This is a genomic window from Pseudomonas sp. GM74, from assembly GCF_000282455.1.
In the GTDB taxonomy this organism is placed as follows: domain Bacteria; phylum Pseudomonadota; class Gammaproteobacteria; order Pseudomonadales; family Pseudomonadaceae; genus Aquipseudomonas.
Window position 1 is genome coordinate 1 of record NZ_AKJG01000154.1, and the last position, 24118, is coordinate 24118.

The 24118-nt window shown below is 60.7% G+C and carries 21 protein-coding genes; all 21 read right to left on the minus strand.

Translation table 11 applies throughout. From position 1 onward, the window contains the following. Window positions 1–194: 194 nt before the first annotated feature. On the minus strand, window positions 195–1658 hold the full coding sequence (nuoN, locus tag PMI34_RS03360) for an NADH-quinone oxidoreductase subunit NuoN (RefSeq protein WP_008053440.1): 1464 nt from the start codon (window positions 1656–1658) through the stop codon (window positions 195–197). Between the two features lie 7 nt (window positions 1659–1665). Next, window positions 1666–3198 (minus strand): NADH-quinone oxidoreductase subunit M, encoded by a 1533-nt coding sequence (gene nuoM / locus PMI34_RS03355; RefSeq protein WP_008053441.1) that lies wholly within the window; start codon window positions 3196–3198, stop codon window positions 1666–1668. Window positions 3199–3237: 39 nt separating this feature from the next. Then, window positions 3238–5091 carry an NADH-quinone oxidoreductase subunit L gene (nuoL, locus tag PMI34_RS03350; RefSeq protein ID WP_008053442.1) on the minus strand — a complete coding sequence of 618 codons (1854 nt, stop codon included), beginning with the start codon at window positions 5089–5091 and terminating at the stop codon, window positions 3238–3240. Beyond that, the gene (gene nuoK, locus PMI34_RS03345; RefSeq protein ID WP_007946416.1) at window positions 5088–5396 is read right to left on the minus strand and encodes an NADH-quinone oxidoreductase subunit NuoK; all 309 of its coding nucleotides are present in this window, start codon (window positions 5394–5396) and stop codon (window positions 5088–5090) included. The genes nuoL and nuoK overlap by 4 nt, the downstream gene beginning before the upstream one ends. 2 nt (window positions 5397–5398) lie before the next feature. Further along, window positions 5399–5902: an NADH-quinone oxidoreductase subunit J gene (gene nuoJ / locus PMI34_RS03340; RefSeq protein ID WP_007981266.1), complete on the minus strand. Its 504-nt coding sequence runs from the start codon at window positions 5900–5902 to the stop codon at window positions 5399–5401. Window positions 5903–5911: 9 nt separating this feature from the next. Next, complete coding sequence (nuoI, locus tag PMI34_RS03335; protein ID WP_007905075.1) at window positions 5912–6457, minus strand: NADH-quinone oxidoreductase subunit NuoI; 546 nt, start codon at window positions 6455–6457, stop codon at window positions 5912–5914. A gap of 12 nt (window positions 6458–6469) precedes the next feature. Next, window positions 6470–7477 carry an NADH-quinone oxidoreductase subunit NuoH gene (gene nuoH, locus PMI34_RS03330; RefSeq protein WP_008053443.1) on the minus strand — a complete coding sequence of 336 codons (1008 nt, stop codon included), beginning with the start codon at window positions 7475–7477 and terminating at the stop codon, window positions 6470–6472. Further along, a complete protein-coding gene (nuoG, locus tag PMI34_RS03325) occupies window positions 7474–10188 on the minus strand; it encodes an NADH-quinone oxidoreductase subunit NuoG (RefSeq protein ID WP_008053445.1) in 2715 nt (904 codons plus the stop codon). The genes nuoH and nuoG overlap by 4 nt, the downstream gene beginning before the upstream one ends. Window positions 10189–10325: 137 nt before the next feature. Then, window positions 10326–11681 (minus strand): NADH-quinone oxidoreductase subunit NuoF, encoded by a 1356-nt coding sequence (gene nuoF / locus PMI34_RS03320; RefSeq protein WP_008053446.1) that lies wholly within the window; start codon window positions 11679–11681, stop codon window positions 10326–10328. Then, window positions 11678–12175, minus strand: a complete 498-nt coding sequence (gene nuoE / locus PMI34_RS03315) for an NADH-quinone oxidoreductase subunit NuoE (RefSeq protein ID WP_008053447.1) — start codon at window positions 12173–12175, stop codon at window positions 11678–11680. Before nuoE ends, nuoF begins: the two co-directional genes overlap by 4 nt. Before the next feature lie 2 nt (window positions 12176–12177). Then, window positions 12178–13962 (minus strand): NADH-quinone oxidoreductase subunit C/D, encoded by a 1785-nt coding sequence (gene nuoC / locus PMI34_RS03310; RefSeq protein ID WP_007981273.1) that lies wholly within the window; start codon window positions 13960–13962, stop codon window positions 12178–12180. Window positions 13963–14034: 72 nt separating this feature from the next. Next, window positions 14035–14709: a NuoB/complex I 20 kDa subunit family protein gene (locus PMI34_RS03305; protein WP_007970441.1), complete on the minus strand. Its 675-nt coding sequence runs from the start codon at window positions 14707–14709 to the stop codon at window positions 14035–14037. 10 nt (window positions 14710–14719) lie between these two features. Next, the gene (locus tag PMI34_RS03300) at window positions 14720–15133 is read right to left on the minus strand and encodes an NADH-quinone oxidoreductase subunit A (protein ID WP_003223812.1); all 414 of its coding nucleotides are present in this window, start codon (window positions 15131–15133) and stop codon (window positions 14720–14722) included. Window positions 15134–15800: 667 nt separating this feature from the next. Beyond that, on the minus strand, window positions 15801–17126 hold the full coding sequence (gene aceA, locus PMI34_RS03295; RefSeq protein ID WP_007970439.1) for an isocitrate lyase: 1326 nt from the start codon (window positions 17124–17126) through the stop codon (window positions 15801–15803). 473 nt (window positions 17127–17599) lie between these two features. Further along, window positions 17600–18361, minus strand: a complete 762-nt coding sequence (locus PMI34_RS03290) for a secretin N-terminal domain-containing protein (protein WP_008053448.1) — start codon at window positions 18359–18361, stop codon at window positions 17600–17602. Between the two features lie 252 nt (window positions 18362–18613). After that, window positions 18614–19039, minus strand: coding sequence for a GNAT family N-acetyltransferase (locus tag PMI34_RS03285; protein WP_032829897.1), 426 nt, complete (start codon window positions 19037–19039; stop codon window positions 18614–18616). Next, the gene (locus tag PMI34_RS03280) at window positions 19032–20201 is read right to left on the minus strand and encodes a ribosomal protein uL16 3-hydroxylase (RefSeq protein WP_008053451.1); all 1170 of its coding nucleotides are present in this window, start codon (window positions 20199–20201) and stop codon (window positions 19032–19034) included. Before PMI34_RS03280 ends, PMI34_RS03285 begins: the two co-directional genes overlap by 8 nt. A gap of 86 nt (window positions 20202–20287) precedes the next feature. Next, entirely contained in the window at window positions 20288–21658 is a 1371-nt protein-coding gene (gene purB, locus PMI34_RS03275; RefSeq protein ID WP_008053453.1) for an adenylosuccinate lyase, read from the minus strand. 124 nt (window positions 21659–21782) lie between these two features. Continuing rightward, a complete protein-coding gene (gene hflD, locus PMI34_RS03270) occupies window positions 21783–22406 on the minus strand; it encodes a high frequency lysogenization protein HflD (protein ID WP_008053455.1) in 624 nt (207 codons plus the stop codon). Next, complete coding sequence (mnmA, locus tag PMI34_RS03265; protein ID WP_008053456.1) at window positions 22403–23536, minus strand: tRNA 2-thiouridine(34) synthase MnmA; 1134 nt, start codon at window positions 23534–23536, stop codon at window positions 22403–22405. The genes hflD and mnmA overlap by 4 nt, the downstream gene beginning before the upstream one ends. A 59-nt stretch (window positions 23537–23595) precedes the next feature. Then, entirely contained in the window at window positions 23596–24042 is a 447-nt protein-coding gene (locus PMI34_RS03260; protein WP_008053457.1) for an NUDIX hydrolase, read from the minus strand. Window positions 24043–24118 lie beyond the last annotated feature (76 nt).

The window sequence follows — 24118 nt, forward strand, 5'->3', positions numbered from 1 at the left end:
AGGGGGTAGCCATTTCATTAGTAACCGAGTGTGGCCACAAATTTTGTGCACGATGCATAACCTGTGGGAGCGGGCTTGCCCGCGAAGAGGCCATTCCTGACAGCCGATGACTTGTGGCAGCACACAAATGCCCAAACGCAAAAACGGCACCCGAAGGTGCCGTTTTTGTTTACTGCCGAGTGTCGCTCAAGCGATCAACCCGCCAGACCCGACTGTTGAACCAGGTTCAGCAGCGGTTGTGGGTACAGGCCGAGGAAGAAAGCCAGTACCGCGATGGCCAGCAGCATCACGCCGCCTGCACGTTGTTCCCAGTGCAGCTGGGCGTCGACGCGGCGCAGGTTCGGTTCGATCAGGTACAGGGTGACCATGACGCGCAGGTAGTAGAACACGCCGATGGCGCTGCCCAGTACCAGTGAGCCGACCAGCCACCACTGATGGGACTCGACACCGGTGGCGATGATGTAGAACTTGCCGATGAAGCCCGCGGTCAGCGGGATACCGGCCAGGGACAGCATCATCACGGTCAGGACTGCGGTCAGGTACGGACGGCGCCAGAACAGACCGCGGTATTCGTACAGGGCGTCTGCGTCACGGCCTTTGTACGGCGAGGACATCAGGGTGATCACGCCGAAGGCGCCGAGGCTGGTGATCACGTAGGTGACCAGGTACACGCCGATGGCTTCCACGGCCAGACCCTTGCTCGCCACCAGGGCGATCAGCAGGTAGCCGAAGTGGGCGATGGACGAGTAACCCAGCAGACGCTTGAGGTTGCTCTGGGTCAGCGCCAGCAGGTTACCGAACAGGATCGACGCGATGGCGATGATGGTCAGTACGTTGCTCAGCACGCCGCTGCTCGCCGCTGGCGAGATCTGGAACAGACGCACCATTACCGCGAACACGGCAACCTTGGAAGCGGTAGCGAGGAACGCAGCAACCGGCGCCGGAGCACCTTCGTACACGTCTGGAGTCCAGAGGTGGAACGGTACCAGCGACAGTTTGAACGCCAGGCCGATCAGCATCATGCCCAGGCCCAGTTGCGCCAGCGAGCTTGGCAGGCCGGTGGCCGCCAGGGCCTGGCCGATGCCGTTGAAGCTCAGGGAACCGGCGTCAGCGTAGAGCAGGGCCATACCGAACAACAGGAACGCGGAACCGGCGGCCGACAGCACCATGTACTTGATGCCGGCTTCCAGCGAACGCTTGTTGAAGAAGGCATAAGCCACCAGACCGTAGACCGGTACCGACAGTAATTCCAGACCGATGAACAACCCGGCCAGGTGCTGCGCGCTGACCAGCACCAGGCCACCGGCGGCGGCCATCAGGATCAGCAGGTACAGTTCTTCACGGTTGCCCGGGTAACCCGTGCCGCCATCGCCGAGGTAGGCGTGGGCGAGGGTGACACAAGCGAGGGTGGCGACCAGGATCAGCGCCATGTACAGGCAAGCGAAGCTATCGATTTGCAGCAGTGGGGTCACAGCCAATGGCGCGACCTTCAAGGCTGGCAGGATCGACAGCAACGCCAGGTTCAGACCCGCCACCGACAGCAGGAAGGTCTGGGAGTGGTTGCGGCGCCAGGCGATCGCCAGCATCACCACGATGATCGTGGCGCTGGTGATCAACAACGGCGCAAGCGCGATAAAGTGTTGAGTCGTGAATTCCATAGCGCTCTTACCGGGCCGAAGCGAGTTGAGTGAAGGCGGTGCCGAGCCATTGCTGCACGCCATGCATCGTAGCGGCAGAGGTATCGAGGAACGGTTGCGGGTAGACGCCGATGTAAATCAGCAGCGCTGCCAGACCGACCACCATGATCATTTCGCGACCGTCCATGCCATGCAGCACCGCGTCCGATTTCGACGGGCCGAAGAAGGCACGGTGGATCATGATCAGCGAGTAGACCGAACCGAACACCAGGCCGGACGTCGCGATGATGGTGACCCATGGGGCGACCGGGAAGGTGCCGATCAGGATCAGGAACTCACCGACGAAGTTACCGGTAGCCGGCAAGCCCAGGGACGCGGCTGCGAAGAACAGGCTGAGGGCCGGCAGGTAAGCGATCTTCGACCACAGGCCACCCATCTCGCGCATGTCGCGGGTGTGGGTGCGCTCGTACAGCTGGCCACTCAGGATAAAGAGTGCCGCCGCCGACAGACCGTGCGCCAACATTTGCATCACCGCACCCTGCAGCGCCAGTTGGCTGCCGGAGTAGATGCCGATCAGTACGAAGCCCATGTGGGAAACGGACGAGAAGGCAATCAGACGCTTGATGTCGGTTTGCGCGAACGCCAGGAACGCACCGTAGAAGATCCCGATCAGACCCAGGGCCATCGCGAACGGCGCGAACTCGGCCGAAGCGTTCGGAAACAGCGGCAGGGCGAAACGCAGCAGGCCGTAGGCCGCGGTCTTCAGCAAGATACCGGCGAGGTCGACGGAACCTGCGGTCGGCGCCTGGGCGTGAGCGTCAGGCAACCAGGAGTGGAACGGCACGACCGGCAGCTTGACCGCGAAGGCGATGAAGAAGCCGAGCATCAGGATGTACTCGGTGGTCGTCGACATCTTGGTTTTCAACAGGTCGGCGTAGTTGAAGGTAATCACGCCGGTGTCGTTGAAGTTGACCAGTACCAGACCCAGGATCGCCACCAGCATGATCAGGCCGGAAGCCTGAGTGAAGATGAAGAACTTGGTCGCCGCGTAGATCCGGGTTTTCTTGCCGTCCGAAGAACTGTGACCCCAGAGCGCGATGAGGAAGTACATCGGCACCAGCATCATTTCCCAGAAGAAGAAGAACATGAACAGGTCGAGGGCGAGGAACACGCCGACGACACCACCCAGGATCCACATCAGGTTCAGGTGGAAGAAACCGACGTGACGCTGGATCTCTTTCCATGAGCAGAGTACCGAGAGGACACCCAGCAGACCGGTCAGCAGGATCATCAACAGCGACAGGCCGTCGAGGGCCAGGTGCACATTGATGCCAAAACGCTCGATCCAGACGTGCTTGAACTCAAGCGCCCAGGTTGGATCGGCGCCAGGCTTTGGTGCAAATGAATAGTCACCGTTGGCCCACAGCCAGAGGCCGAGGGAGAGCAGCAGGGACATGGTGATCAGCGCAATCCAGCGGGGGAGGGTGGCGCCGAAGCGCTCACCCATCCAGCACAGCAGGCCGCCGATGAAGGGGATCAGGATTAGCCAAGGCAGAATCATGACGGGCTCAATTCCTTTCGCAAGTTCGCAAGGTTCATATCAGACCGCTACCAGCACGACGGCGCCGATGACCAGCACGGCACCAGCAGCCATCGAGGCGGCGTACCAACGCAGTTGACCGGTCTCGGTACGGCTCAGGGCGGTGTGGCCGCCTTTGGCCATACGCGGGATCAGACCGATGGTCTGGTCCAGCGGGTCTTTGCGCAGGATGTGGTTGATCGCCAGGTAAGGCTTGACGAACAGTTTGTCGTAGATCCAGTCGAAGCCCCAGGCAGCGAACCACCAGGCCGAGAGGATACGGCCGATGCCGCTGTTGGCGATGGCGGTGACGAAGCGACGCTTGCCGAGGAACAGCAGCGCGGACAGCAGGATACCGGCCAGGGCGATGGCGCCCGAGGCGATTTCCAGGCTGTGCTTGGCTTCGCCGCCGGCATGGCCGACGCTTTGCGGCAGCACGCCGTGCAGCGGTGGAACGATCATCGCGCCGATGGCGGTGGACAATACGATCAGCACCGACAGTGGCAGCCAGTGGGCGATGCCGTGACCGGCGTGGGCTTCGGTCTTCGCTTCACCATGGAACGCGATGAAGATCAGGCGGAAGGTGTAGAGCGAAGTCATGAATGCGCCGACCAGACCTGCATAAAGCAGACCGTGGTTGCCGCTGGCGAACGCTTCCCAAAGGATTTCGTCCTTGGAGTAGAAACCTGCGGTCACCAGAGGCAGGGCCGCCAGGGCCGCGCCGCCGACGATGAAGCTGGCGTAGGCCAGTGGCAGTTTCTTCCACAGGCCGCCCATCTTGAAGATGTTCTGCTCGTGGTGGCAGGCAACGATTACCGAACCGGATGCAAGGAACAGCAGGGCCTTGAAGAAGGCGTGGGTCATCAGGTGGAAGATCGCGCCGTCCCAGGCACCAACGCCCAGCGCCAGGAACATGTAGCCGATCTGGCTCATGGTCGAGTAGGCAAGGATACGCTTGATGTCGGTCTGGACCAGGGCTGCAAAACCCGCCAGAACCAGGGTCACACCGCCAACGATGCCCACCAGGTGCAGGATTTCCGGCGCCAGGGTGAACAGGCCGTGGGTACGGGCGATCAGGTAGACACCGGCGGTCACCATGGTCGCGGCGTGGATCAGTGCCGAAACCGGAGTCGGGCCGGCCATCGCGTCCGCCAGCCAGGTTTGCAGCGGCAGTTGCGCGGATTTACCGACAGCGCCGCCCAGCAGCATCAGGGTGGCCATGACCATCCAGAAGTCGCCGGACTGGAATTTCTGCGGAGCCAGCACCAGCAGTTCCTGAATGTTCAGCGTGCCCAGTTGGGCAAACAGAATGAACAGGCCGATGGCCATGAACACGTCACCGATACGGGTCACGATGAAGGCCTTGAGTGCGGCGTTACCGTTGTTGCGGTTGCTGTAGTAGAAACCGATCAACAGGTACGAGCACAGGCCCACGCCTTCCCAGCCGAAGTACACGAACAGCAGGTTATCGGCCAGGACCAGGAACAGCATGCTGGCGATAAACAGGTTGGTGTAGGCGAAGAAGCGTGAGTAGCCGTCTTCACCGCGCATGTACCAGGACGCGAACAGGTGAATCAGGAAGCCGACGCCGACGACCACGCCGAGCATGGTCACCGACAGGCCGTCCAGGTACAGGGCGAAGGTCGGCGTGAAGCCTTCCACCGCCATCCATTGCCACAGCACCTGGGTGTAGTGGCCGCCTTCCGGCGGAGCCACGTTGAATTGCCAGATCACATAAGCCGCGACGATCGCCGACAGGCCAATGGAGCCGACGCCGATCAGCGCGGAGAGGTTTTCCGAGAGGCGTCCCCGGGAGAACGCCAGCAGCACAAAACCGATCAGAGGGAACAGGAAAGTCAGATAGAGAAGGTTCATCCGCGCATCTCACTGGCAGCGTCGATATCGAGCGTGTGGAAGCGGCGATACAGTTGCAGCAGGATCGCCAGGCCAATACTGGCCTCGGCAGCTGCAAGGCTGATCACCAGGATGAACATGATCTGTCCATCCGGCTGCGCCCAGCGGCTACCGGCAACGATGAACGCCAGGGCGGAGGCATTCATCATGACCTCCAGGCTCATCAGCACGAAGAGAATGTTGCGGCGGACCATCAGGCCGACCAGACCGAGGCAGAACAGGATGCCGGCGACCGCCAGACCATGCTCCATAGGGATAGCAGGCATCGTCATTGCTCCTTGGCTTCGTTGCGGCCCAAGTGGAACGCCGTGACGGCTGCGGCGAGCAGCAGCATCGAGGCGAGTTCGACCACCAGCAGGTAAGGACCGAACAGGCTGATGCCCACGGCCTTGGCGTCTACGGTGGTGTGGCCGACGGCCTGGCCGCTATGGTGGGAGAACAGCACATACAGCAGTTCCACCAGCAGCAGCGCGGCGAGGAGGACCGGGCCGCCCCAGATACCGGGCTTGAGCCAGACGCGCTCTTGCTGAACCGAGGCCGGGCCAAGGTTCAGCATCATCACCACGAACACGAACAGCACCATGATGGCGCCAGCGTAGGCGATCACTTCCAGTACACCGGCAAACGGTGCGCCGAGGGCGAAGAACGTCATCGCCACGGCGATCAGCGAAATGATCAGGTAGAGCAGGGCGTGCACAGGGTTGGTGTTGGTGATCACGCGGAGCGTGGACACCACAGCGATACCCGATGCGAAATAGAAAGCGAATTCCATCTTTCTTCCTTAAGGCAGCAAGCTCTTCACGTTGATCGGCTGGGCTTCATTCTGCGCGGAGCCTTTGGGCTTACCGGCAATCGCCATACCTGCAACACGATAGAAGTTGTAATCAGGGTTTTTGCCGGGGCCGGAGATCAGCAGATCTTCTTTCTCGTAAACCAGGTCCTGACGTTTGAACTCGGCCATTTCGAAATCCGGCGTCAGCTGGATCGCGGTGGTCGGGCAGGCTTCCTCGCAGAGGCCGCAAAAGATGCAGCGCGAGAAGTTGATGCGGAAGAAGTCCGGGTACCAGCGACCGTCTTCGGTTTCAGCTTTCTGCAGCGAGATGCAACCGACCGGGCACGCCACGGCACACAGGTTGCAGGCTACGCAACGCTCTTCGCCGTCGGGGTCGCGGGTCAGCACGATCCGGCCACGGAAGCGTGGCGGCAGGTACACCGCCTCTTCCGGATATTGCAGCGTGTCGCGCTTGCGGAAGGCATGGCCGAAGATCATCACCAGGCTGCGAAGCTGGGTGAAGAAGCCATGCACGATGTCAAAAATGTACTTCATGATTCTCTATCCTCACTGAGCCGCGACGGCGGGCGTGTTGAGCAACACGATCGCAGCGGTCACCAGCATGTTGACGAGGGTCAGCGGCAGGCAGAACTTCCAGCTGAAATCCATCACTTGGTCATACCGTGGGCGCGGAATCGAGGCGCGCAGCAGGATGAAGAACATGATGAAGAACGCGGTTTTCAACGCGAACCAGATGAACGGGATCTGCGGCAGAATGCCGAACGGACCGTGCCAGCCACCGAAGAACAAGGTCACCAGCAGCGCCGAGATCAGCACGATGCCGATGTACTCGCCGACGAAGAACATGCCCCATTTCATGCCGGCGTATTCAATGTGGTAACCGTCGGCCAGTTCCTGTTCCGCTTCCGGCTGGTCGAATGGGTGACGGTGAGTCACGGCCACGCCAGCGATGAAGAAGGTCAGGAAACCGAAGATCTGCGGAATGACGAACCACATATTCTGCGCCTGGTATTCAACGATGTCGCGCATGTTGAACGAGCCGGCCTGGATCACGATGCCCATCAACGACAGGCCCATGAACACTTCGTACGACACGGTTTGCGCCGAGGCCCGCAAGCTGCCCAGCAGGGCGAACTTGTTGTTGCTCGACCAGCCGGCGAACAGCACCGCGTAGACCGACAGACCGGCCATGGCGAAGAAGAACAGGATGCCGATGTTGATGTCCGCGACACCCCAGGTCGGGGTGATCGGGATGATTGCGAAGGCAATCAGCAAGGCGCTCATGGCCACGACCGGCGCCAAAGTGAAGATCACTTTGTCGGCGAATGGCGGCGTCCAGTCTTCCTTGAAGAACATCTTGATCATGTCGGCGGCGATCTGGAACGCGCCGAACGGGCCGACGCGGTTCGGACCGTAACGGTCCTGCCAGAGGGCGAGCAAGCGACGCTCGACCCAACTGAGCAGGGCGCCGCAAACCACCACGGCGAGCAGAATCACCACGGCCTTGAGGACCGCGATGATCACGTCGATCACCTCAGGAGTGAACCAGGTCATTGAGCTGCCTCCTGCAGACCGTCAACGGATTTGCCAAAGATCGCTGGCGGAATGCCGGCGATGCCCGCAGGCAATGCCACCAGGCCTGCGCCCAGTTCTTCATTGATCCGCAGCGGCAGACGCAGGGTCTGGCCGGCCACGTTCAGGCTCAGCATGGCGCCGTCGTTGACGCCCAGACGGTCGGCTTCGGACTTGGCCAGTGCGACGTAGGCAGCCGGAATGCGTTCCTGAACCGGAGCGGCTTTCGAAGAGTTCTCTTCGCTGCCGAACAGGTGGAAGAACGGCACGACCTGCCAGGTGCCCTGGGCCGGGTTGAACGCACGCGGAACGCTGGCGAACCAGTTCAGCGAGTCACCGCTGGTTTCGATCAGGCGGGTGCCCGGGTCGCCAGCGCGGATGTGACCACCGACTTCATCCTGGAACTTGTTCCAGGCTTGCGGCGAGTTCCAGCCTGGAGACCAGGCGAATGGCACTTGCTGACGCGGTTCGGCCGAACCCGAGTAACCTTCCATGGAGAAGGCGAACGCGGTGTCCTTGTCCTGCGGGGTACGCGGTTCGTGCACGCTGATATCGGCGCGCATGGCGGTACGACCGGAATAGCGCAGCGGTTCACGGGCCAGTTTCATGCCCTTGATGCGGAACGCGGCGGACGGTGCGGCGTCGACAATGCGGTTCAGGACCGGTGTGCTGGAAGCGACGGCGGCGGTGGCGTGGTCCAGCTGGGTCCAGTCGATCGGCTGGTTCAGCAGGGTGGCGCGCAGGGCATGCAGCCAGCGCCAGCCTTCGTGAACCAGGATGCTCGCGTCCAGGTACTTCGGATCGAAGACCTGGAAGAAGCGCTGGGCGCGACCTTCCTGGCTGACCAGGGTACCGTCGCCTTCAGCGAAGCTGGCGGCTGGCAGCACCAGGTGCGCGCGATCGCTGGTGGCGGTCTTCTGGTGGTCGGCGACGATCAGCACTTTCGCGGCGGTCAGGGCAGCATCGACACGGGCCTTGTCCGTACGGGTGTACAGATCGTTTTCCAGCACGACGATGGCGTCGGCTTTACCGTCGATCACGGCTTGCAGCGCGGCGTCGACCGATTCGCCACCGAGCATGGCCAGGCCGAGGCTGTTGGCCTCTGGCACGATCAGGCTGATGGAACCGTTCTTCTCGCGCAGCTTCAACGCTTTTGCGATGTTCGCGGCGGCTTCGATCAGGGCTTTGGAGCCCAGGGAAGTACCGGCGATGATCAGTGGACGCTTGGCCGCGAGCAGGGCGTCGGCAATGCGCTTGGCCAGCTCGAGGGCTTCGGCGTCCAGGCCTTCAACGGCCGGTGCGCTGGCGTCGAGGGCGTGAGCCACGGCGAAACCGATGCGGGCCAGGTCGTCTGGAGCTGCGTGAACGCATTCTTCGGCGATGTCGTCGAGCTTGGTTTCAGCCAGGCTTGCGATGAACAGCGGGTTCAGCGCGTGCTGGCCGATGTTCTTCACGGCGGCGTCGAGCCAAGGCTGGACGCGCATGGCATCAGCCATGTCTTCGGCCTTGCCCTTGACCGATTGACGCAGGGACAGGGCCATGCGCGCAGCTGTCTGGGTCAGGTCTTCACCGAGGACGAACACGGCATCGTGGTCTTCGATGTCGCGCATGTTCGGCACCGGCAGCGGGCTGTCTTTGAGCACTTGCAGGACCAGGCGGATGCGCTCCAGTTCGGCAGCTTCGATACCCGAGTAGAAGTGCTCGGCGCCCACCAGTTCGCGCAACGCGTAGTTGCTTTCGAGGCTGGCGCGGGGCGAACCGATACCGACGATGTTGCGACCGCGCAGCAGGTCGGCGGCTTTATCCAGCGCTTCGTCGAGGCTCAGCTTGGTGCCGCCCGCCAGCAATGGCTGACGCGGGCGGTCTTCGCGGTTGACGTAGCCATAGCCGAAACGGCCACGGTCACACAGGAAGTACTGGTTCACCGAACCGTTGAAACGGTTTTCGATGCGACGCAGTTCGCCGTAACGTTCGCCCGGGGAGATGTTGCAACCGCTGGAGCAGCCATGGCAGATGCTCGGCGAGAACTGCATGTCCCACTTGCGGTTGTAGCGCTCGGAGTGAGTCTTGTCGGTGAACACACCGGTCGGGCAGACCTCGGTGAGGTTGCCGGAGAACTCGCTTTCCAGGGTGCCATCTTCAACGCGACCGAAGTACACGTTGTCGTGGGCGCCGAACACACCGAGATCGGTGCCGCCGGCGTAGTCCTTGTAGAAGCGCACGCAGCGGTAGCAAGCGATGCAGCGGTTCATTTCGTGGGAAATGAACGGGCCCAGTTGCTGGTTCTGGTGGGTACGCTTGGTGAAGCGGTAACGGCGCTCGTTGTGGCCGGTCATTACCGTCATGTCTTGCAGGTGGCAGTGACCGCCTTCCTCACAGACAGGGCAGTCGTGAGGGTGGTTGGTCATCAGCCATTCGACAACACTGGCGCGGAACGCCTTGGACTCTTCATCTTCGATGGAGATCCAGGTGTTGTCGGTGGCAGGGGTCATGCAGGACATGACGATGCGACCACGGGTGTCGTTCTCGTCGGTGTACTGCTTGACCGCGCACTGGCGGCAAGCGCCAACGCTGCCAAGGGCAGGGTGCCAGCAGAAATAAGGGATATCGAGGCCTAGCGACAGACATGCCTGTAACAGGTTGTCTGCCCCATCGACTTCGAGCTCTTTGCCGTCTACGTGGATAGTGGCCATGGTTCAAAGTTCTTCGTTGGCCCGGTGTCAGCGGGCGTGGCTAATGGAATCTTGTTGTCCGCGTGAATCAACACAGCCGTTAAAGGCGTCATCACACGAAAAGCGAAGGGCACGGACCCTTCGCCTTTTTTAAGCGTTTACGCGCCGACCAGGATCGGCCTTGCCAGAGGCGGGACGGCGGCGCTGACAGGCGCGATACCGGCTTCGAACTCTGGACGGAAGTATTTGATTGCGCTGCCCAACGGCTCCACGGCGCCCGGTGCGTGAGCACAGAAGGTCTTGCCTGGGCCGAGGAAACCGACCAGACCCAGCAGGGTCTCGATGTCGCCTGGCTGGCCTTCACCGTTCTCGATGGCCATCAGGAGCTTGACGCTCCATGGCAAGCCATCGCGGCACGGGGTGCAGAAGCCACAGGATTCGCGGGCGAAGAACTGCTCCATGTTGCGCAGCAGGGACACCATGTTGACGCTGTCGTCCACCGCCATGGCCAGGCCGGTACCCATACGGGTACCCACTTTGGCGATGCCGCCGGCGTACATTTGTGCGTCCAGGTGTTCCGGCAACAGGAAACCGGTACCGGCGCCGCCAGGCTGCCAGCACTTGAGCTTGTAACCGTCGCGCATGCCACCGGCGTAGTCTTCGAACAGCTCGCGACCGGTGACGCCGAACGGCAACTCCCACAGGCCCGGGTTCTTGACCTTGCCGGAGAAGCCCATGAGCTTGGTGCCCATGTCTTCGCTGCCTTCGCGAGCCAACGATTTGTACCAGTCCACGCCGTCGGCAATGATCGCCGGCACGTTGCACAGGGTCTCGACGTTGTTCACGCAAGTCGGCTTGCCCCACACGCCAACGGCGGCAGGGAAGGGCGGCTTGGAGCGCGGGTTGGCGCGGCGGCCTTCGAGGGAGTTGATCAGTGCGGTTTCTTCACCGCAGATATAACGCCCGGCACCGGTATGGACGAACAGCTCGAAATCGAAACCGCTGCCCAGGATGTTCTTGCCCAAAAGGCCAGCTGCCTTGGCTTCTTCCACGGCACGGTTCAAGTGCTTGGCGGCGGTGGTGTACTCACCACGCAGGAAGATGTAGCCGCGGTAGGTTTTCAGTGCGCGGGCACTGATCAGCATGCCTTCGATCAGTAGATGGGGCAGTTGCTCCATCAGCATGCGGTCTTTCCAGGTGTTGGGCTCCATTTCATCCGCGTTGCACAGCAGGTAGCGGATGTTGATGGATTCGTCCTTGGGCATCAGGCCCCACTTCACGCCAGTGGGGAAGCCTGCACCGCCGCGACCCTTGAGGCCGGAGTCTTTCACGGTCTGGACGATGTCGTCCTGGGCCATGTCGGCGAAGGCCTTGCGCGCAGCAGCGTAACCGTTCTTGGCCTGGTATTCGTCGAGCCAGACGGCTTCGCCGTCGTCACGCAGACGCCAGGTGAGCGGGTGAGTCTCGGCCGAACGCTTGATGCGGTTGGCTGGACCGAAAGAAGTCAGGGTCATACGTAGCCCTCGAGCAATTTGGCAACGCCGGCAGGCTGCACATCACCGAAAGTGTCGTCGTCGATCATCAACGCCGGCGCCTTGTCGCAGTTGCCGAGGCAGCAGACCGGCAGCAGGGTGAAACGACCGTCGGTGGTGGTCTGGCCCAGGCCGATGCCCAGTTTGCTCTGGATTTCGCTGACCACGGACTCGTGGCCGCCGATGTAGCAGACCATGCTGTCGCAGACGCGAATGATGTGACGGCCGACCGGCTGACGGAAGATCTGGCTGTAGAACGTCGCCACGCCTTCAACATCGCTGGCCGGGATGCCGAGGATTTCGCCGATGGCGTACAGGGCGCCGTCCGGCACCCAGCCACGTTCCTTCTGGACGATCTTCAGGGCTTCGATCGACGCCGCGCGCGGGTCTTCGTAGTGATGCAACTCGTGCTCGATGGCCGAGCGCTCGGTTTCACTCAAGGTGAAACGGTCTGTCTGGATAAGCGTGCTGTTCATGCTTAGCGGTCCACGTCGGCCATAACGAAATCGATACTACCCAGGTACGCAATCAAGTCCGCGACCATGCTGCCTTTGATCACCGAAGGGATCTGCTGCAGGTGCGGGAAGCTTGGGGTACGAATCCGGGTGCGGTAGCTCATGGTGCCGCCATCGCTCGTCAGGTAATAACTGTTGATGCCCTTGGTCGCTTCGATCATCTGGAAGGATTCGTTGGCCGGCATGACCGGGCCCCACGAAACCTGCAGGAAGTGCGTGATCAAGGTTTCGATGTGCTGCAGCGTGCGCTCTTTCGGCGGCGGCGTGGTCAGCGGGTGATCCGCCTTGTACGGGCCTTCCGGCATGTTGCGCAGGCACTGGTCGATGATCCTGATGCTCTGGCGCATCTCCTCGACACGCACGATGCAGCGGTCGTAGGCATCGCCGTTGGCGGCCAGCGGCACTTCGAATTCGAAGTTCTCGTAGCCCGAGTACGGGCGTGCTTTACGCAAGTCGAAATCGCAACCGGTCGAACGCAGGCCGGCACCGGTGACGCCCCATTCCAGGGCCTCTTTGGTGTTGTAGTCGGCGACGCCGATGGTCCGGCCACGCAGGATGCTGTTGTCCAGTGCGGCTTTCTGGTATTCGTCCAGACGCTTTGGCATCCACTCGACGAAATCCTTGACCAGTTTTTCCCAACCACGCGGCAGGTCGTGGGCGACGCCACCGATGCGGTACCAGGCCGGGTGCAGGCGGAAACCGGTAATCGCCTCGATCACCGTGTAGGCGCGCTGGCGGTCGGTGAAGGTGAAGAACACCGGGGTCATGGCGCCGACGTCCTGGATGTAGGTACCCAGGAACAGCAGGTGGCTGGTGATCCGGAAGAACTCGGCCATCATGATGCGGATGACGTCGACCTTCTCGGGCACCTTGATGCCGGCCAGTTTCTCGACCGAGAGCACGTACGGCAGGTTGTTCATCACGCCGCCGAGGTAGTCGATACGGTCGGTGTACGGGATGAAGCTGTGCCAGGACTGACGCTCGGCCATCTTCTCGGCACCACGGTGGTGGTAACCGACGTCCGGTACGCAGTCGACGATCTCTTCACCGTCCAGCTGCAGAATGATACGGAACGCACCGTGGGCGGACGGGTGGTTCGGGCCGAGGTTGAGGAACATGTAGTCCTCGTTCGGACCGGAACGCTTCATGCCCCAGTCTTCCGGCTTGAAGCGCGCGGACTCTTCTTCGAGCTGTTGCTTGGCCAGGTTCAGGGTGAACGGGTCGAACTCGGTGGCACGGGCCGGGAAGTCCTTGCGCAGCGGGTGACCTTCCCAGGTCGGCGGCATCATGATGCGCGACAGGTGCGGGTGGCCTTTGAAGTCGATGCCGAACATGTCCCAGACTTCACGCTCGTACCAGTTGGCGTTCGGCCAGATGCTGGTGACGGTCGGCAGGCTGAGGTCGCTCTCGGACAAGGCGACCTTGATCATTACGTCACTATTACGTTCGATCGACATCAAGTGATAGAACACGGAGAAGTCGACGCCGTTCGGCAGCCCTTGACGCTTGGTGCGCAGACGCTCGTCCACGCCGTGCAGGTCATAGAGCATGACGTACGGCTTGGGCAGGTTACGCAGGAAGGTCAGGACTTCGACGAGTTTGGCACGGGCAACCCAAAGCACCGGCATGCCGGTGCGGGTAGGCTGGGCGGTGAACGCCTCCGGGCCAAAACGGTTGTTCAGTTCGACGACCACATCCTGGTCGTCTGCCTTGTAAGGCGGGATGTACAGAGCACTGCCTGTAGTCATGGTTATTTATCGCTTTCGGTCAACGTAAAGAATGAAGCCAGCTTCTCGTTTCTTTGAAACAGCAGATCTGGATCAGACTTCGTCGGGGCTGCGCAGGTTGGTTACCTGAATACGCTGTTCGCGGCGCTTTTCCTTTTCGGATGGCATCTCGGCGCGGTACACGCCTTGATCGCCAACGACCCAGGAAAGTGGGCGACGCTCCTGGCCAATCGACTCCTGCAACAGCATCAAGCCTTGCAGGAAAGCTTCAGGGCGGGGCGGGCAGCCAGGCACGTAGACGTCCACGGGCAGGAACTTGTCCACCCCTTGAACGACGGAGTAGATGTCGTACATGCCACCGGAGTTGGCGCACGAACCCATGGAGATGACCCATTTAGGCTCGAGCATTTGCTCATAGAGACGCTGGATGATCGGCGCCATCTTGATGAAGCAGGTACCGGCGATAACCATGAAATCCGCCTGGCGCGGCGATGCCCGGATAACCTCGGCGCCAAAGCGCGCGATGTCGTGGGGCGCCGTGAAGGCGGTGGTCATTTCCACGTAGCAGCACGAAAGACCGAAGTTATACGGCCACAGGGAGTTCTTGCGCCCCCAGTTGATCGTGCCGTTAAGCACGTCTTCGAGCTTGCCCATGAAAATGTTTTTGTGGACTTGATCTTCTAACGGATCGGAAACGGTTTCCCGCTGGCCAATCGGATATTGCTCGTTAGGAGCATCGGGGTCGATCCTGGTGAGATTGTATTGCATTGCCAAAGCCTCATTGTTTCAGCTTCGCTTGCCGCTTGCGCCGAGCTTCCGGAGCCCAGTCAAGGGCGCCCACTCGGAATAGGTAGACAAGGCCTGCCAACAGAATTGCTATGAAAACGAGAGCTTCGACGAATCCGGTCCAGCCGCTTTCGCGGACGGACACAGACCATGCAAAGAGAAAGAGGGCTTCGATATCGAAGATCACGAAGAGCATCGCGACCAGATAGAATTTGGCTGAGAGCCGTAAGCGGGCGCCACCTGTAGGTAGCATGCCGGACTCGAACGGTTCGTTTTTGCTGCGGCCCCAGGCTTTTGACCCAAGGAGGCTGGAGACGCCCAGCATGAAGGCACAGAGGCCGACGACGCCTAGAAGGAAAATGGCAAAGCCCCAGTTATGGGCCATGAGTCCTGTCGCTTCGGGCATGCTGGTAATCCTTAACAGAGAGCAAAGGTCTCTGAGCTTGAAAAGAAACAAAAGCAGTGACGATATGTCGCAGCAATCAATCCAGCTGATTTTATGGCTAAACACCCGGCAAGTAAAATTCCTATAGCGAAATTATTTATAGGAATAAGGACATAGCGAGCCATAAAGGCCCCGCAGCCCATGCGTTACGGGCATTAGCCGGCATTTCGTCAATTATGTTTTGTAGGGAATGTAACGAACATAGTTACAGCTAAATGATAATCAATATTATTTGGCTTGGTTTTTAAACTGTTTAACGGGTGAGTGGCTGGGAAGTTGGCTTATATGCGCGTTACTGCAAGTAGTGAGCAGGGGCGTTTTAGCCTTTTTTCCTGATCGGGAAACTGCTCTGGATCAATGATTTTGCGCGCAGAACCTGGCATGCGCGCGATCCTTGTAGCAGCTGCCGAAGGCTGCGTTCGAGGACGCAGTCCTCGCCAGGTCGTTCACCGTGCGCTTGGGTTTACGACTGCTGCGCAGCCGAACGCAGCCTTCGGCAGCTGCTACAGGGGGCGCTCAAGAAATCGCAGGCAAAAAAACGCCCCGAACCAGTCGGGGCGTCAGATGTGCAGCGCTGCGGTTAGCTTTCTATTCGGCCCGCGGCGGCTGATGTCTCAGGCGAAGCAGATCAGTGGAACTGTTCTTCTTCGGTCGAACCGGTCAGCGCGGTTACCGAAGACGAGCCACCCTGGATCACGGTGGTCATGTCGTCGAAGTAGCCGGTGCCCACTTCCTGCTGGTGAGCCACGAAGGTGTAACCCTTGGCGGCGTCGGCGAATTCCTGCTCTTGCAGCTTCACGTAGGCAGTCATGTCGTTGCGGGCGTAGTCGTGCGCCAGGTTGAACATGCTGTGCCACATGTTGTGAATGCCGGCCAGGGTGATGAACTGGTGCTTGTAGCCCATAGCGGACAGTTCGCGCTGGAACTTGGCGATGGTCGCGTCGTCCAGGTTTTTCTTCCAGTTGAAGGAAGGCGAGCAGTTGTACGACAGCAGTTGGTCCGGGTATTCCTTCTTGATCGCTTCAGCGAAGCGACGAGCCTCGTCCAGGTCTGGCTTGGCGGTTTCGCACCAGATCAGGTCGGCGTACGGAGCGTAGGCCAGGCCGCGAGCGATGGCCTGGTCCAGGCCGGCGCGCACTTTGTAGAAACCTTCCTGGGTACGTTCGCCAGTCACGAATGGCTGGTCGTACGGGTCGCAGTCGGACGTCAGCAGGTCAGCGGCGTTAGCGTCGGTACGGGCCAGAATGATGGTCGGAGTACCGGCAACGTCGGCAGCCAGGCGAGCAGCAGTCAGCTTCTGTACGGCTTCCTGGGTAGGAACCAGTACCTTGCCGCCCATGTGGCCGCATTTTTTCACGGAAGCCAGCTGGTCTTCGAAGTGAACGCCGGCGGCGCCTGCTTCGATCATGCTCTTCATCAGTTCGTAAGCGTTCAGCACGCCGCCGAAACCGGCTTCGGCGTCAGCCACGATTGGCGCGAAGTAGTCGATGTAGCCAGCGTCGCCCGGGTTCTTGCCGGCTTTCCACTGGATCTGGTCGGCACGACGGAACGAGTTGTTGATGCGCTTGACCACGGTTGGAACCGAGTCCACCGGGTACAGCGACTGGTCCGGGTACATCGATTCGGCGGAGTTGTTGTCCGCAGCAACCTGCCAGCCCGACAGGTAGATCGCCTGGATGCCGGCCTTGACTTGTTGTACAGCCTGGCCGCCGGTCAGGGCGCCCATGCAGTTGACGAAATCTTTCTCAGGACGGAAGGCTGGCTTGGCACCCTGGGTCACCAGGTTCCACAGCTTCTCGGCGCCCATTTTTGCAAAGGTGTGCTCAGGTTGAACCGAGCCACGCAGGCGGACGACGTCAGCAGCGGAGTAAGTGCGTGTCACGCCTTTCCAGCGCGGGTTTTCAGCCCAGTCTTTTTCGAGGGCTGCAATTTGCTGTTCGCGTGTCAGTGCCATGGGAGATAAACCTCGTCGCGTCTTTATGAAAAGTTGTTCTGCGGTGGAAAATTCCTGCGCTCGCTGACCAGAAGCTTGAGCGGTCAAGTCGGATTCGGCGGGGAGGGCGACGGGATGAACGATCGGCTCGAGGGGAAGTGAGCAGGTAAAGGCGAACTGCGGGCGCATTCGGGCGTCGTGGGCCTTGGTGCGAACATCAGTGTGGTGCCGGGTTACCTATTACGCTTCCGTCCCTCGGGACAACTTCGTTCCAGTCGACAACCTCGTCAAACACACCTTGTGGGCGGTACAGACACGAAGCGGTTCGCGGGGTAGGTGCGAACATCGCCTCGAAGGCCCTTGCCAGGGCCTCTGATTAGCGGGAGCGAGGCCATCATGCCTTCGCTTTTTTGGCTCGTCAAACGTTTTGTAGTGCTTTTTTCAAGGCACTACATCTTTGGTCTAATACGACTCGTCAGTCAGTTTTTGGTGCTTTAGTCCAGGGTGTCGACTTTCACCCGCAAAGTCATGTCATTGCGGCTCTGGGTCGAGTAACTGCGGGTCTGGCCCTGTTTGTCGGCCTGGGTCTGGCCGTTGACCCCGGCCAGCAGGATCCACTCACCGAGGTGGCCGGTGACGGTTGTGTCGGTGCTTTGTACGTTCACTACATCGGGACGTTCCTGGCTCATGCGGTCACGGTTGGTACTGATCGACAGGTGAACGATGTCGCCGGTGACGTTTGCCGTGACGTAAAAGCCCTGGGTGACGTTGCGGTATTCAGTCTGGCTGCGCAGATCGCCGTAGGAATCGGTCTGCGAGCTGGTCAGCGGCACGCTCTGGCCGACCTGGATCAGCGCCGGTGCGCCTTCGCTGGCCTGCACTTGCTGGATACCGCCGTCGCGGCTATCGGTGCTGTAGTTGATGATGCGGGTCTGGCCTGGCTTGGCGCCGTTCGCCGAATAACCCTGGTCGCCCTGGAAGTTGTTGTCGCTGGTGTCGACGGTGATCAGCAGGCGCTTGGGTGCGGTGTCGAGTTGCGAAAGCAGGGCTTTAAGTTCGTCGATCTTGCGCTGATCGGCGTTGACAATGAGTTGATTGCCGTAGGCGCTGACCTGTCCGTCCTTGCCGATGAAATCCTGCGCCACCGGCAACAGGTCGGCGCTGGTGCGGTAGCTCAGGGGCACGATTTCGGTGGCCGCCATGACCGAAAAACTGCAGGCCACCAGCAGGGTGCTGAGCAGGGCGCGTAGGGACATATCCGTTATCTCCGGCTTCGTGATTTGTGTAGGAACGAGCAAGCTCGCTCCTACAGGTGCATGTGTTGATATTGCCAGTTTGTCGGCCTGTAGTGGCGCAAGTTGAATCCTGGACAGCAAAACGCCCCGGTATCCGAAGATAGCGAGGCGTTTTGTGGTGTTCTTCAGGGCCCCTTCGCGGGCAAGCCCGCTCCTACAGGTTTTGCGCGATCCTTGTGGGAGCGGGCTTGCCCGCGATGGGGCTGCCCGGTCTCAGGCCGAATGTCGAACCATGTCCACATGCGGAATCCCGGCTTCCAGGAATTCCTCACTGACCATGTGAAAGCCCAGGCGCTCATAGAACGCTGTAGCCTGGACTTGAGCGCTGAGCATCTGCTGCTTGAGTCCGCGCTCTTCGGCTTCACCGATGACCGCTTGCATCAGTGCATCGCCGACTTTCAGGCCGCGCCAGTCCTTGAGTACCGACACCCGGCCGACGTGTCCATCGGGCAGCAGGCGGGCGGTGCCTATCGGAAAGTCGCCTTCGTAAGCGAGGAAATGCACTGCATCAATGTCATCGGCGTCCCATTCCAGTTCTGGCGGAACGGATTGCTCGGCGACGAACACCGTCTCACGAATGCGCCGGATCTCGGCGTTGTCCTTCTGCCAGTCTGCGACACGTACGTGAATCTTATTCATCGGCAAACCCCAGGCTTCCTTGCTTGACCAGTTCGCACAGCAGGCCGCGACCGTCTTCGTCGCTCAGCCAGTCGCCAAGGTTGTCGGCGTGCAGCGCGTCGGCGGCGCAGATCATCTTCAGCAGTTCGCGCAGTTTGCCCGGCAGGTAACGGCTCTGGCCGCTGGCGAACAGCAGCAGGTCGTCATCGACTTCAGACCACGCCAGGCGTGCGCTCGGGTTGCGAATCAGGATCGCGCCTTGCTCCAGGGCGGACATGAAGTCTTCTTCTTCAACGTCCTCCGGGCCCACCACCAGTTCCGGGTAGCGTGGCTCGGTCATGAACTGGCCGAACCAGGTCAGCAGCAGGCGTTCGTCGCTCATGTGCTCGGCCAGCAGGCCTTTGAGGCGGTCGAGTGCGTCGCGCTGGATCTGGTGAGGATCGGCAGTCGGCAAGGCGTCGGCGTCGGTGTAGCGTTCTTCGTCCGACAGGAACTGGCTGAGGAAGTCAGTGAAGTGGGTCAGCACTTCAGCGGCGCTCGGTGCACGGAAGCCGACGGAGTAGGTCATGCATTCATCGACGGCAACGCCGCAATGGGCCAGGCGCGGTGGCAGGTAGAGCATGTCGCCCGGTTCCAGCACCCATTCATCGGTGGCTTCGAATTCGGAGAGAATGCGCAGGTCGGCGTGAGCCAGCATCGGGCTCTCGGTGTTGCACATCTGGCCGATCTTCCAGTTGCGCTTGCCGTGGCCTTGCAGCAGGAACACGTCGTAGTTGTCGAAGTGCGGACCCACGCTGCCACCTGGCGCGGCGTAGCTGATCATCACGTCGTCGATGCGCCAGCTCGGCAGAAAACGGAAATTTTCCAGCAGTTCGCTGACTTCCGGGACGAACTGATCCACGGCTTGAACCAGCAGGGTCCAGTCGGTTTCAGGCAGCTTGCTGAATTCATCTTCGGCGAACGGGCCGCGACGCAGTTCCCACGGACGCTCGCCATTCTCGATGATCAGGCGCGATTCGACTTCTTCTTCCAGCGCCAGGCCGGCCAGTTCGTCGGCGTCGATCGGGCTTTCGAAATCAGGAATCGCCTGACGGATCAACAGCGGCTTTTTCTGCCAGTAGTCGCGCAGGAATTCCCGTGCCGTGATGCCGCCCAGAAGTTGAAGAGGAATATCAGGATTCATGTGTAACCTATTGAAAAAATGCACTTTTCAGACGGGAATAAAAACGCCCGGCGCGGCCGGGCGTCTTAAAAGGGTCTAGCGGTCGATCAGATGCGCTTGGCTTGTTCTACAGCGTTACCGATGTAGTTCGCCGGGGTGAGCAATTTCAGCTCGGCCTTGGCGGCGGCTGGCATGTCCAGGCCGTCGATGAAAGTCTGCAGCGCTTGCGGGCTGATGCCCTTGCCGCGGGTCAGTTCTTTCAGCTTTTCGTACGGGTTTTCGATGTTGTAGCGACGCATCACGGTCTGGATCGGTTCGGCCAATACTTCCCAGCAGGCGTCCAGGTCAGCGGCAATCTTCTGCTCGTTGAGCTCAAGCTTGCTGATGCCCTTGAGGCTGGCTTCGTACGCGATCACGCTGTGGGCGAAGCCGACACCGAGGTTGCGCAGTACGGTGGAGTCGGTCAGGTCGCGCTGCCAGCGGGAGATCGGCAGTTTGCTCGCCAGGTGCTGGAACAGTGCGTTGGCGATACCCAGATTGCCTTCGGAGTTTTCGAAGTCGATCGGGTTGACCTTGTGCGGCATGGTCGACGAACCGATTTCGCCAGCGATGGTGCGCTGCTTGAAGTAACCCAGGGAGATGTAGCCCCAGATGTCGCGGTCGAAGTCGATCAGGATGGTGTTGAAGCGGGCAATCGCGTCGAACAGTTCGGCAATGTAGTCGTGGGGCTCGATCTGCGTGGTGTACGGGTTGAAGCCCAGGCCCAGCTCGTCTTCGATGAAGGCGCGGGCGTTGGCTTCCCAGTCGATCTCAGGGTAGGCCGACAGGTGGGCGTTGTAGTTGCCCACGGCGCCGTTGATCTTGCCCAGCAGCGGAACGGCAGCGACTTGAGCGATCTGGCGCTCCAGACGGTAAACCACGTTCGCCAGTTCTTTGCCCAGGGTGGTCGGCGAGGCCGGCTGACCGTGGGTGCGCGACAGCATCGGTACGTCGGCGAAACGGATGGCCAGTTCGCGGATGGCGTTGGCGGTCTGGCGCATCAGCGGCAGCATCACGTCATCACGGCCTTCGCGCAGCATCAGGGCGTGGGACAGGTTGTTGATGTCCTCGCTGGTGCAGGCAAAGTGGATGAACTCGCTGACCTTGGCCAGTTCCGGCAGCTTGGCCGCTTGCTCTTTGAGCAGGTATTCGATGGCTTTGACGTCGTGGTTGGTGGTGCGCTCGATCTCTTTGACGCGCTCGGCGTGCTCCAGAGAGAAGTTTTCCGCCAGGGTGTTGAGCACGGCGTTGGCTTCGGCGGAGAACGCCGGCACTTCACTGATGGCAGGGTGAGCGGCCAGGCGCTGGAGCCAGCGCACTTCAACCAGAACGCGGGCACGGATCAGGCCGTACTCGCTGAAAATTGGGCGCAGGGCCTGGGTTTTGCCGGCGTAGCGGCCGTCAACAGGGGAAACCGCAGTGAGCGAAGAAAGCTGCATGGGGTGTTCTCGGACAGTCGGGCAACGAAATGGGGCGCGTATCATACATGAAAAAATCCGCCGGTCCGTCGCCAACTGACCGGCGTATTACGCGTATTGCTGAGTTCAGTTCTGTCGATGCGGGTTATTCGTTACGCATCAAGGGGTAAAGCTCTTTGAGCAATTTGCGGCGGCTGATCACCAGCTGCCAGCGATGACCGCCCAATTGCCGCCAAAGGCGCGCCGAACGAATGCCGGCCAGCAGCAGGGCGCGGATTTTCGAGGCGTTGCTCGGTTGTTGCAGGTTGCGCATGTCGCCGTGCACCTGGATGCGTTGGCGCAGGGTGCTCAGGGTGTCCTGATACAGCGCGCCGCAGGCGGCGACCACGTTTTCGTGGGCCGGGCCGAAGTGTTCGACCTGGGACTGAATCTGCGGCAGGCGTTTGCCGATCACGTCGAGCATGTCGTTGCGCTTGGCCAGCTGACGCTCAAGGCCGAGCATCGCCAGGGCATAACGCAGCGGTTCGCGCTGCAGGGCGCTCGGGTCGCGTTCGAGGGCGCCGATCAGCGCACGGTAGCCTTCACGCAGGTTGATGTCGTCGCCGCCATAGACTTCCAGGGTGTCCTTGGGGTCGCGGATCAGCAGGCTGCCGAGCATGCAGGTCAGGCCGGCTTCGTTGGTCTGGCCGGTCTTGGCGATCCTGTCCACCAGCACCGCGGCGAGAAACACACCGCCCAGTGCCGTCAGTTGCTCCTGGATCGGGTTCATAGGGCCTGGCCCTTGCTTGTCCACGGCTCGGCGACTTCAATCACGCCGCCGCCGAGGCAGATTTCACCGTCGTAGAACACCACGGACTGGCCTGGAGTGACCGCGCGTTGCGGATCATCGAAGGTCGCGCGATAACCGGTGGCGGTTTTTTCCAGGGTGCACGGCTGGTCGCTCTGGCGATAACGAACCTTGGCGGTCAGCTTGCGCGGCTGGCTCAGGTCGATCGGGTTGACCCAGTAGATATCGGAAGCGAGCAGGGCGCGGGAGAACAGCCACGGGTGATCATTGCCCTGGCCAACGATCAGCTCGTTGTGTTCCAGGTCCTTGATCAGCACGTACCACGGCTCGTCACCGGCATCTTTCAGGCCGCCAATGCCCAGGCCCTGGCGTTGGCCGATGGTGTGGTACATCAGGCCGTGGTGGCGGCCGATGATTTCACCTTCGGTGGTCTTGATCTCGCCCGGTTGCGCCGGCAGGTACTGCTTGAGGAAGTCGCTGAAGCGGCGCTCGCCGATAAAGCAGATCCCGGTGGAGTCCTTTTTCTTCGCGGTCGCCAGCTCGTATTTCTCGGCAATGGCGCGCACTTGCGGTTTTTCCAGTTCGCCGACCGGGAACAGGGTCTTGGCGATCTGTTCGCCACCAACGGCGTGCAGGAAGTAGCTCTGGTCCTTGTTCGGGTCCAGGCCCTTGAGCAGTTCGGTGCGGCCATCGATGTCGCGGCGACGCACGTAGTGGCCGGTGGCGATCAGATCGGCGCCCAGCATCATGGCGTAGTCGAGGAACGCCTTGAACTTGATCTCGCGGTTGCACAGGATGTCCGGGTTCGGCGTGCGTCCGGCCTTGTATTCGGCCAGGAAATGCTCGAACACGTTGTCCCAGTACTCGGCGGCGAAGTTGGCGGTGTGCAGCTTGATGCCAATCTTGTCGCACACGGCCTGGGCGTCCGCCAGGTCATCCATGGCGGTGCAGTATTCCGTTCCATCGTCTTCTTCCCAGTTCTTCATGAACAGGCCTTCCACCTCATAACCCTGCTCGATCAGCAGGAGGGCGGAAACGGAAGAGTCCACGCCGCCGGACATGCCGACAATGACGCGCTTCTTTTGTGTGTCAGAAGGGGCTGGATCACGCATAGGGATTCAATGAGTGTCTTGAAAAAGGACGCGATTCTATCAGGCTGGAGCCTGCATGGCTAAAGAGAAGGACGGATCAATTCGAGGTCGAAGTGTTGGCCTGTCAGATAGTCGTCAATGCAGCGGATGATCAGCTCGCTGCGCCAGTTGTCGCGCTGCTCGATTAATTCCTCGCGGGTCAACCACTTGGCGCCGACGATGCCCTCGTCCAGTTGATAGTCCGCGTGGTGTTTCAGTGGTTTTGCGATGAAGCAGACCCGCTGGTAGGTCACGCCGTTGCTCGGGGCGGTGTACAGGTAAATGCCCAGTACGCCGGTGGGTTCGACGTCCCAGCCGGTTTCCTCGAGGGTTTCGCGCACGGCGGCTTCGGTCAGGGTTTCGTTCGGGTCCAGATGACCGGCGGGCTGGTTGAGCACCACGCGCCCGTGCTTGAGTTCTTCGACCATCAGGAAGCGGCCGTTGTCTTCGACGATGGTGGCGACGGTGATGTGGGGTTTCCAGTCCATGAATGTACCTCGATTTATAGTGGGGGGGTAGCAGCTGCCGAGCACCGCGAGGCAGCGTTCGGCGGCGAAGCCGTCG

Excerpts from the sequence above, each read along its gene's own strand:
- PMI34_RS03285 (WP_032829897.1), bottom strand. The coding sequence starts at position 19,039 with ATGAATAAGATTCACGTACGTGTCGCAGACTGGCAGAAGGACAACGCC.
- nuoF (WP_008053446.1), bottom strand. The coding sequence starts at position 11,681 with ATGACCCTGACTTCTTTCGGTCCAGCCAACCGCATCAAGCGTTCGGCC.
- purB (WP_008053453.1), bottom strand. The coding sequence starts at position 21,658 with ATGCAGCTTTCTTCGCTCACTGCGGTTTCCCCTGTTGACGGCCGCTAC.
- nuoG (WP_008053445.1), bottom strand. The coding sequence starts at position 10,188 with ATGGCCACTATCCACGTAGACGGCAAAGAGCTCGAAGTCGATGGGGCA.
- PMI34_RS03260 (WP_008053457.1), bottom strand. The coding sequence starts at position 24,042 with ATGGACTGGAAACCCCACATCACCGTCGCCACCATCGTCGAAGACAAC.
- PMI34_RS03280 (WP_008053451.1), bottom strand. The coding sequence starts at position 20,201 with ATGAATCCTGATATTCCTCTTCAACTTCTGGGCGGCATCACGGCACGG.
- mnmA (WP_008053456.1), bottom strand. The coding sequence starts at position 23,536 with ATGCGTGATCCAGCCCCTTCTGACACACAAAAGAAGCGCGTCATTGTC.
- nuoL (WP_008053442.1), bottom strand. The coding sequence starts at position 5,091 with ATGAACCTTCTCTATCTGACTTTCCTGTTCCCTCTGATCGGTTTTGTG.
- PMI34_RS03300 (WP_003223812.1), bottom strand. The coding sequence starts at position 15,133 with ATGCCCGAAGCGACAGGACTCATGGCCCATAACTGGGGCTTTGCCATT.
- nuoC (WP_007981273.1), bottom strand. The coding sequence starts at position 13,962 with ATGACTACAGGCAGTGCTCTGTACATCCCGCCTTACAAGGCAGACGAC.
- PMI34_RS03290 (WP_008053448.1), bottom strand. The coding sequence starts at position 18,361 with ATGTCCCTACGCGCCCTGCTCAGCACCCTGCTGGTGGCCTGCAGTTTT.
- nuoH (WP_008053443.1), bottom strand. The coding sequence starts at position 7,477 with ATGACCTGGTTCACTCCTGAGGTGATCGACGTGATCATCGCGGTCCTC.
- hflD (WP_008053455.1), bottom strand. The coding sequence starts at position 22,406 with ATGAACCCGATCCAGGAGCAACTGACGGCACTGGGCGGTGTGTTTCTC.
- nuoN (WP_008053440.1), bottom strand. The coding sequence starts at position 1,658 with ATGGAATTCACGACTCAACACTTTATCGCGCTTGCGCCGTTGTTGATC.
- aceA (WP_007970439.1), bottom strand. The coding sequence starts at position 17,126 with ATGGCACTGACACGCGAACAGCAAATTGCAGCCCTCGAAAAAGACTGG.
- nuoM (WP_008053441.1), bottom strand. The coding sequence starts at position 3,198 with ATGATTCTGCCTTGGCTAATCCTGATCCCCTTCATCGGCGGCCTGCTG.
- nuoI (WP_007905075.1), bottom strand. The coding sequence starts at position 6,457 with ATGAAGTACATTTTTGACATCGTGCATGGCTTCTTCACCCAGCTTCGC.
- nuoJ (WP_007981266.1), bottom strand. The coding sequence starts at position 5,902 with ATGGAATTCGCTTTCTATTTCGCATCGGGTATCGCTGTGGTGTCCACG.
- nuoE (WP_008053447.1), bottom strand. The coding sequence starts at position 12,175 with ATGAACAGCACGCTTATCCAGACAGACCGTTTCACCTTGAGTGAAACC.
- nuoK (WP_007946416.1), bottom strand. The coding sequence starts at position 5,396 with ATGCCTGCTATCCCTATGGAGCATGGTCTGGCGGTCGCCGGCATCCTG.
- PMI34_RS03305 (WP_007970441.1), bottom strand. The coding sequence starts at position 14,709 with ATGCAATACAATCTCACCAGGATCGACCCCGATGCTCCTAACGAGCAA.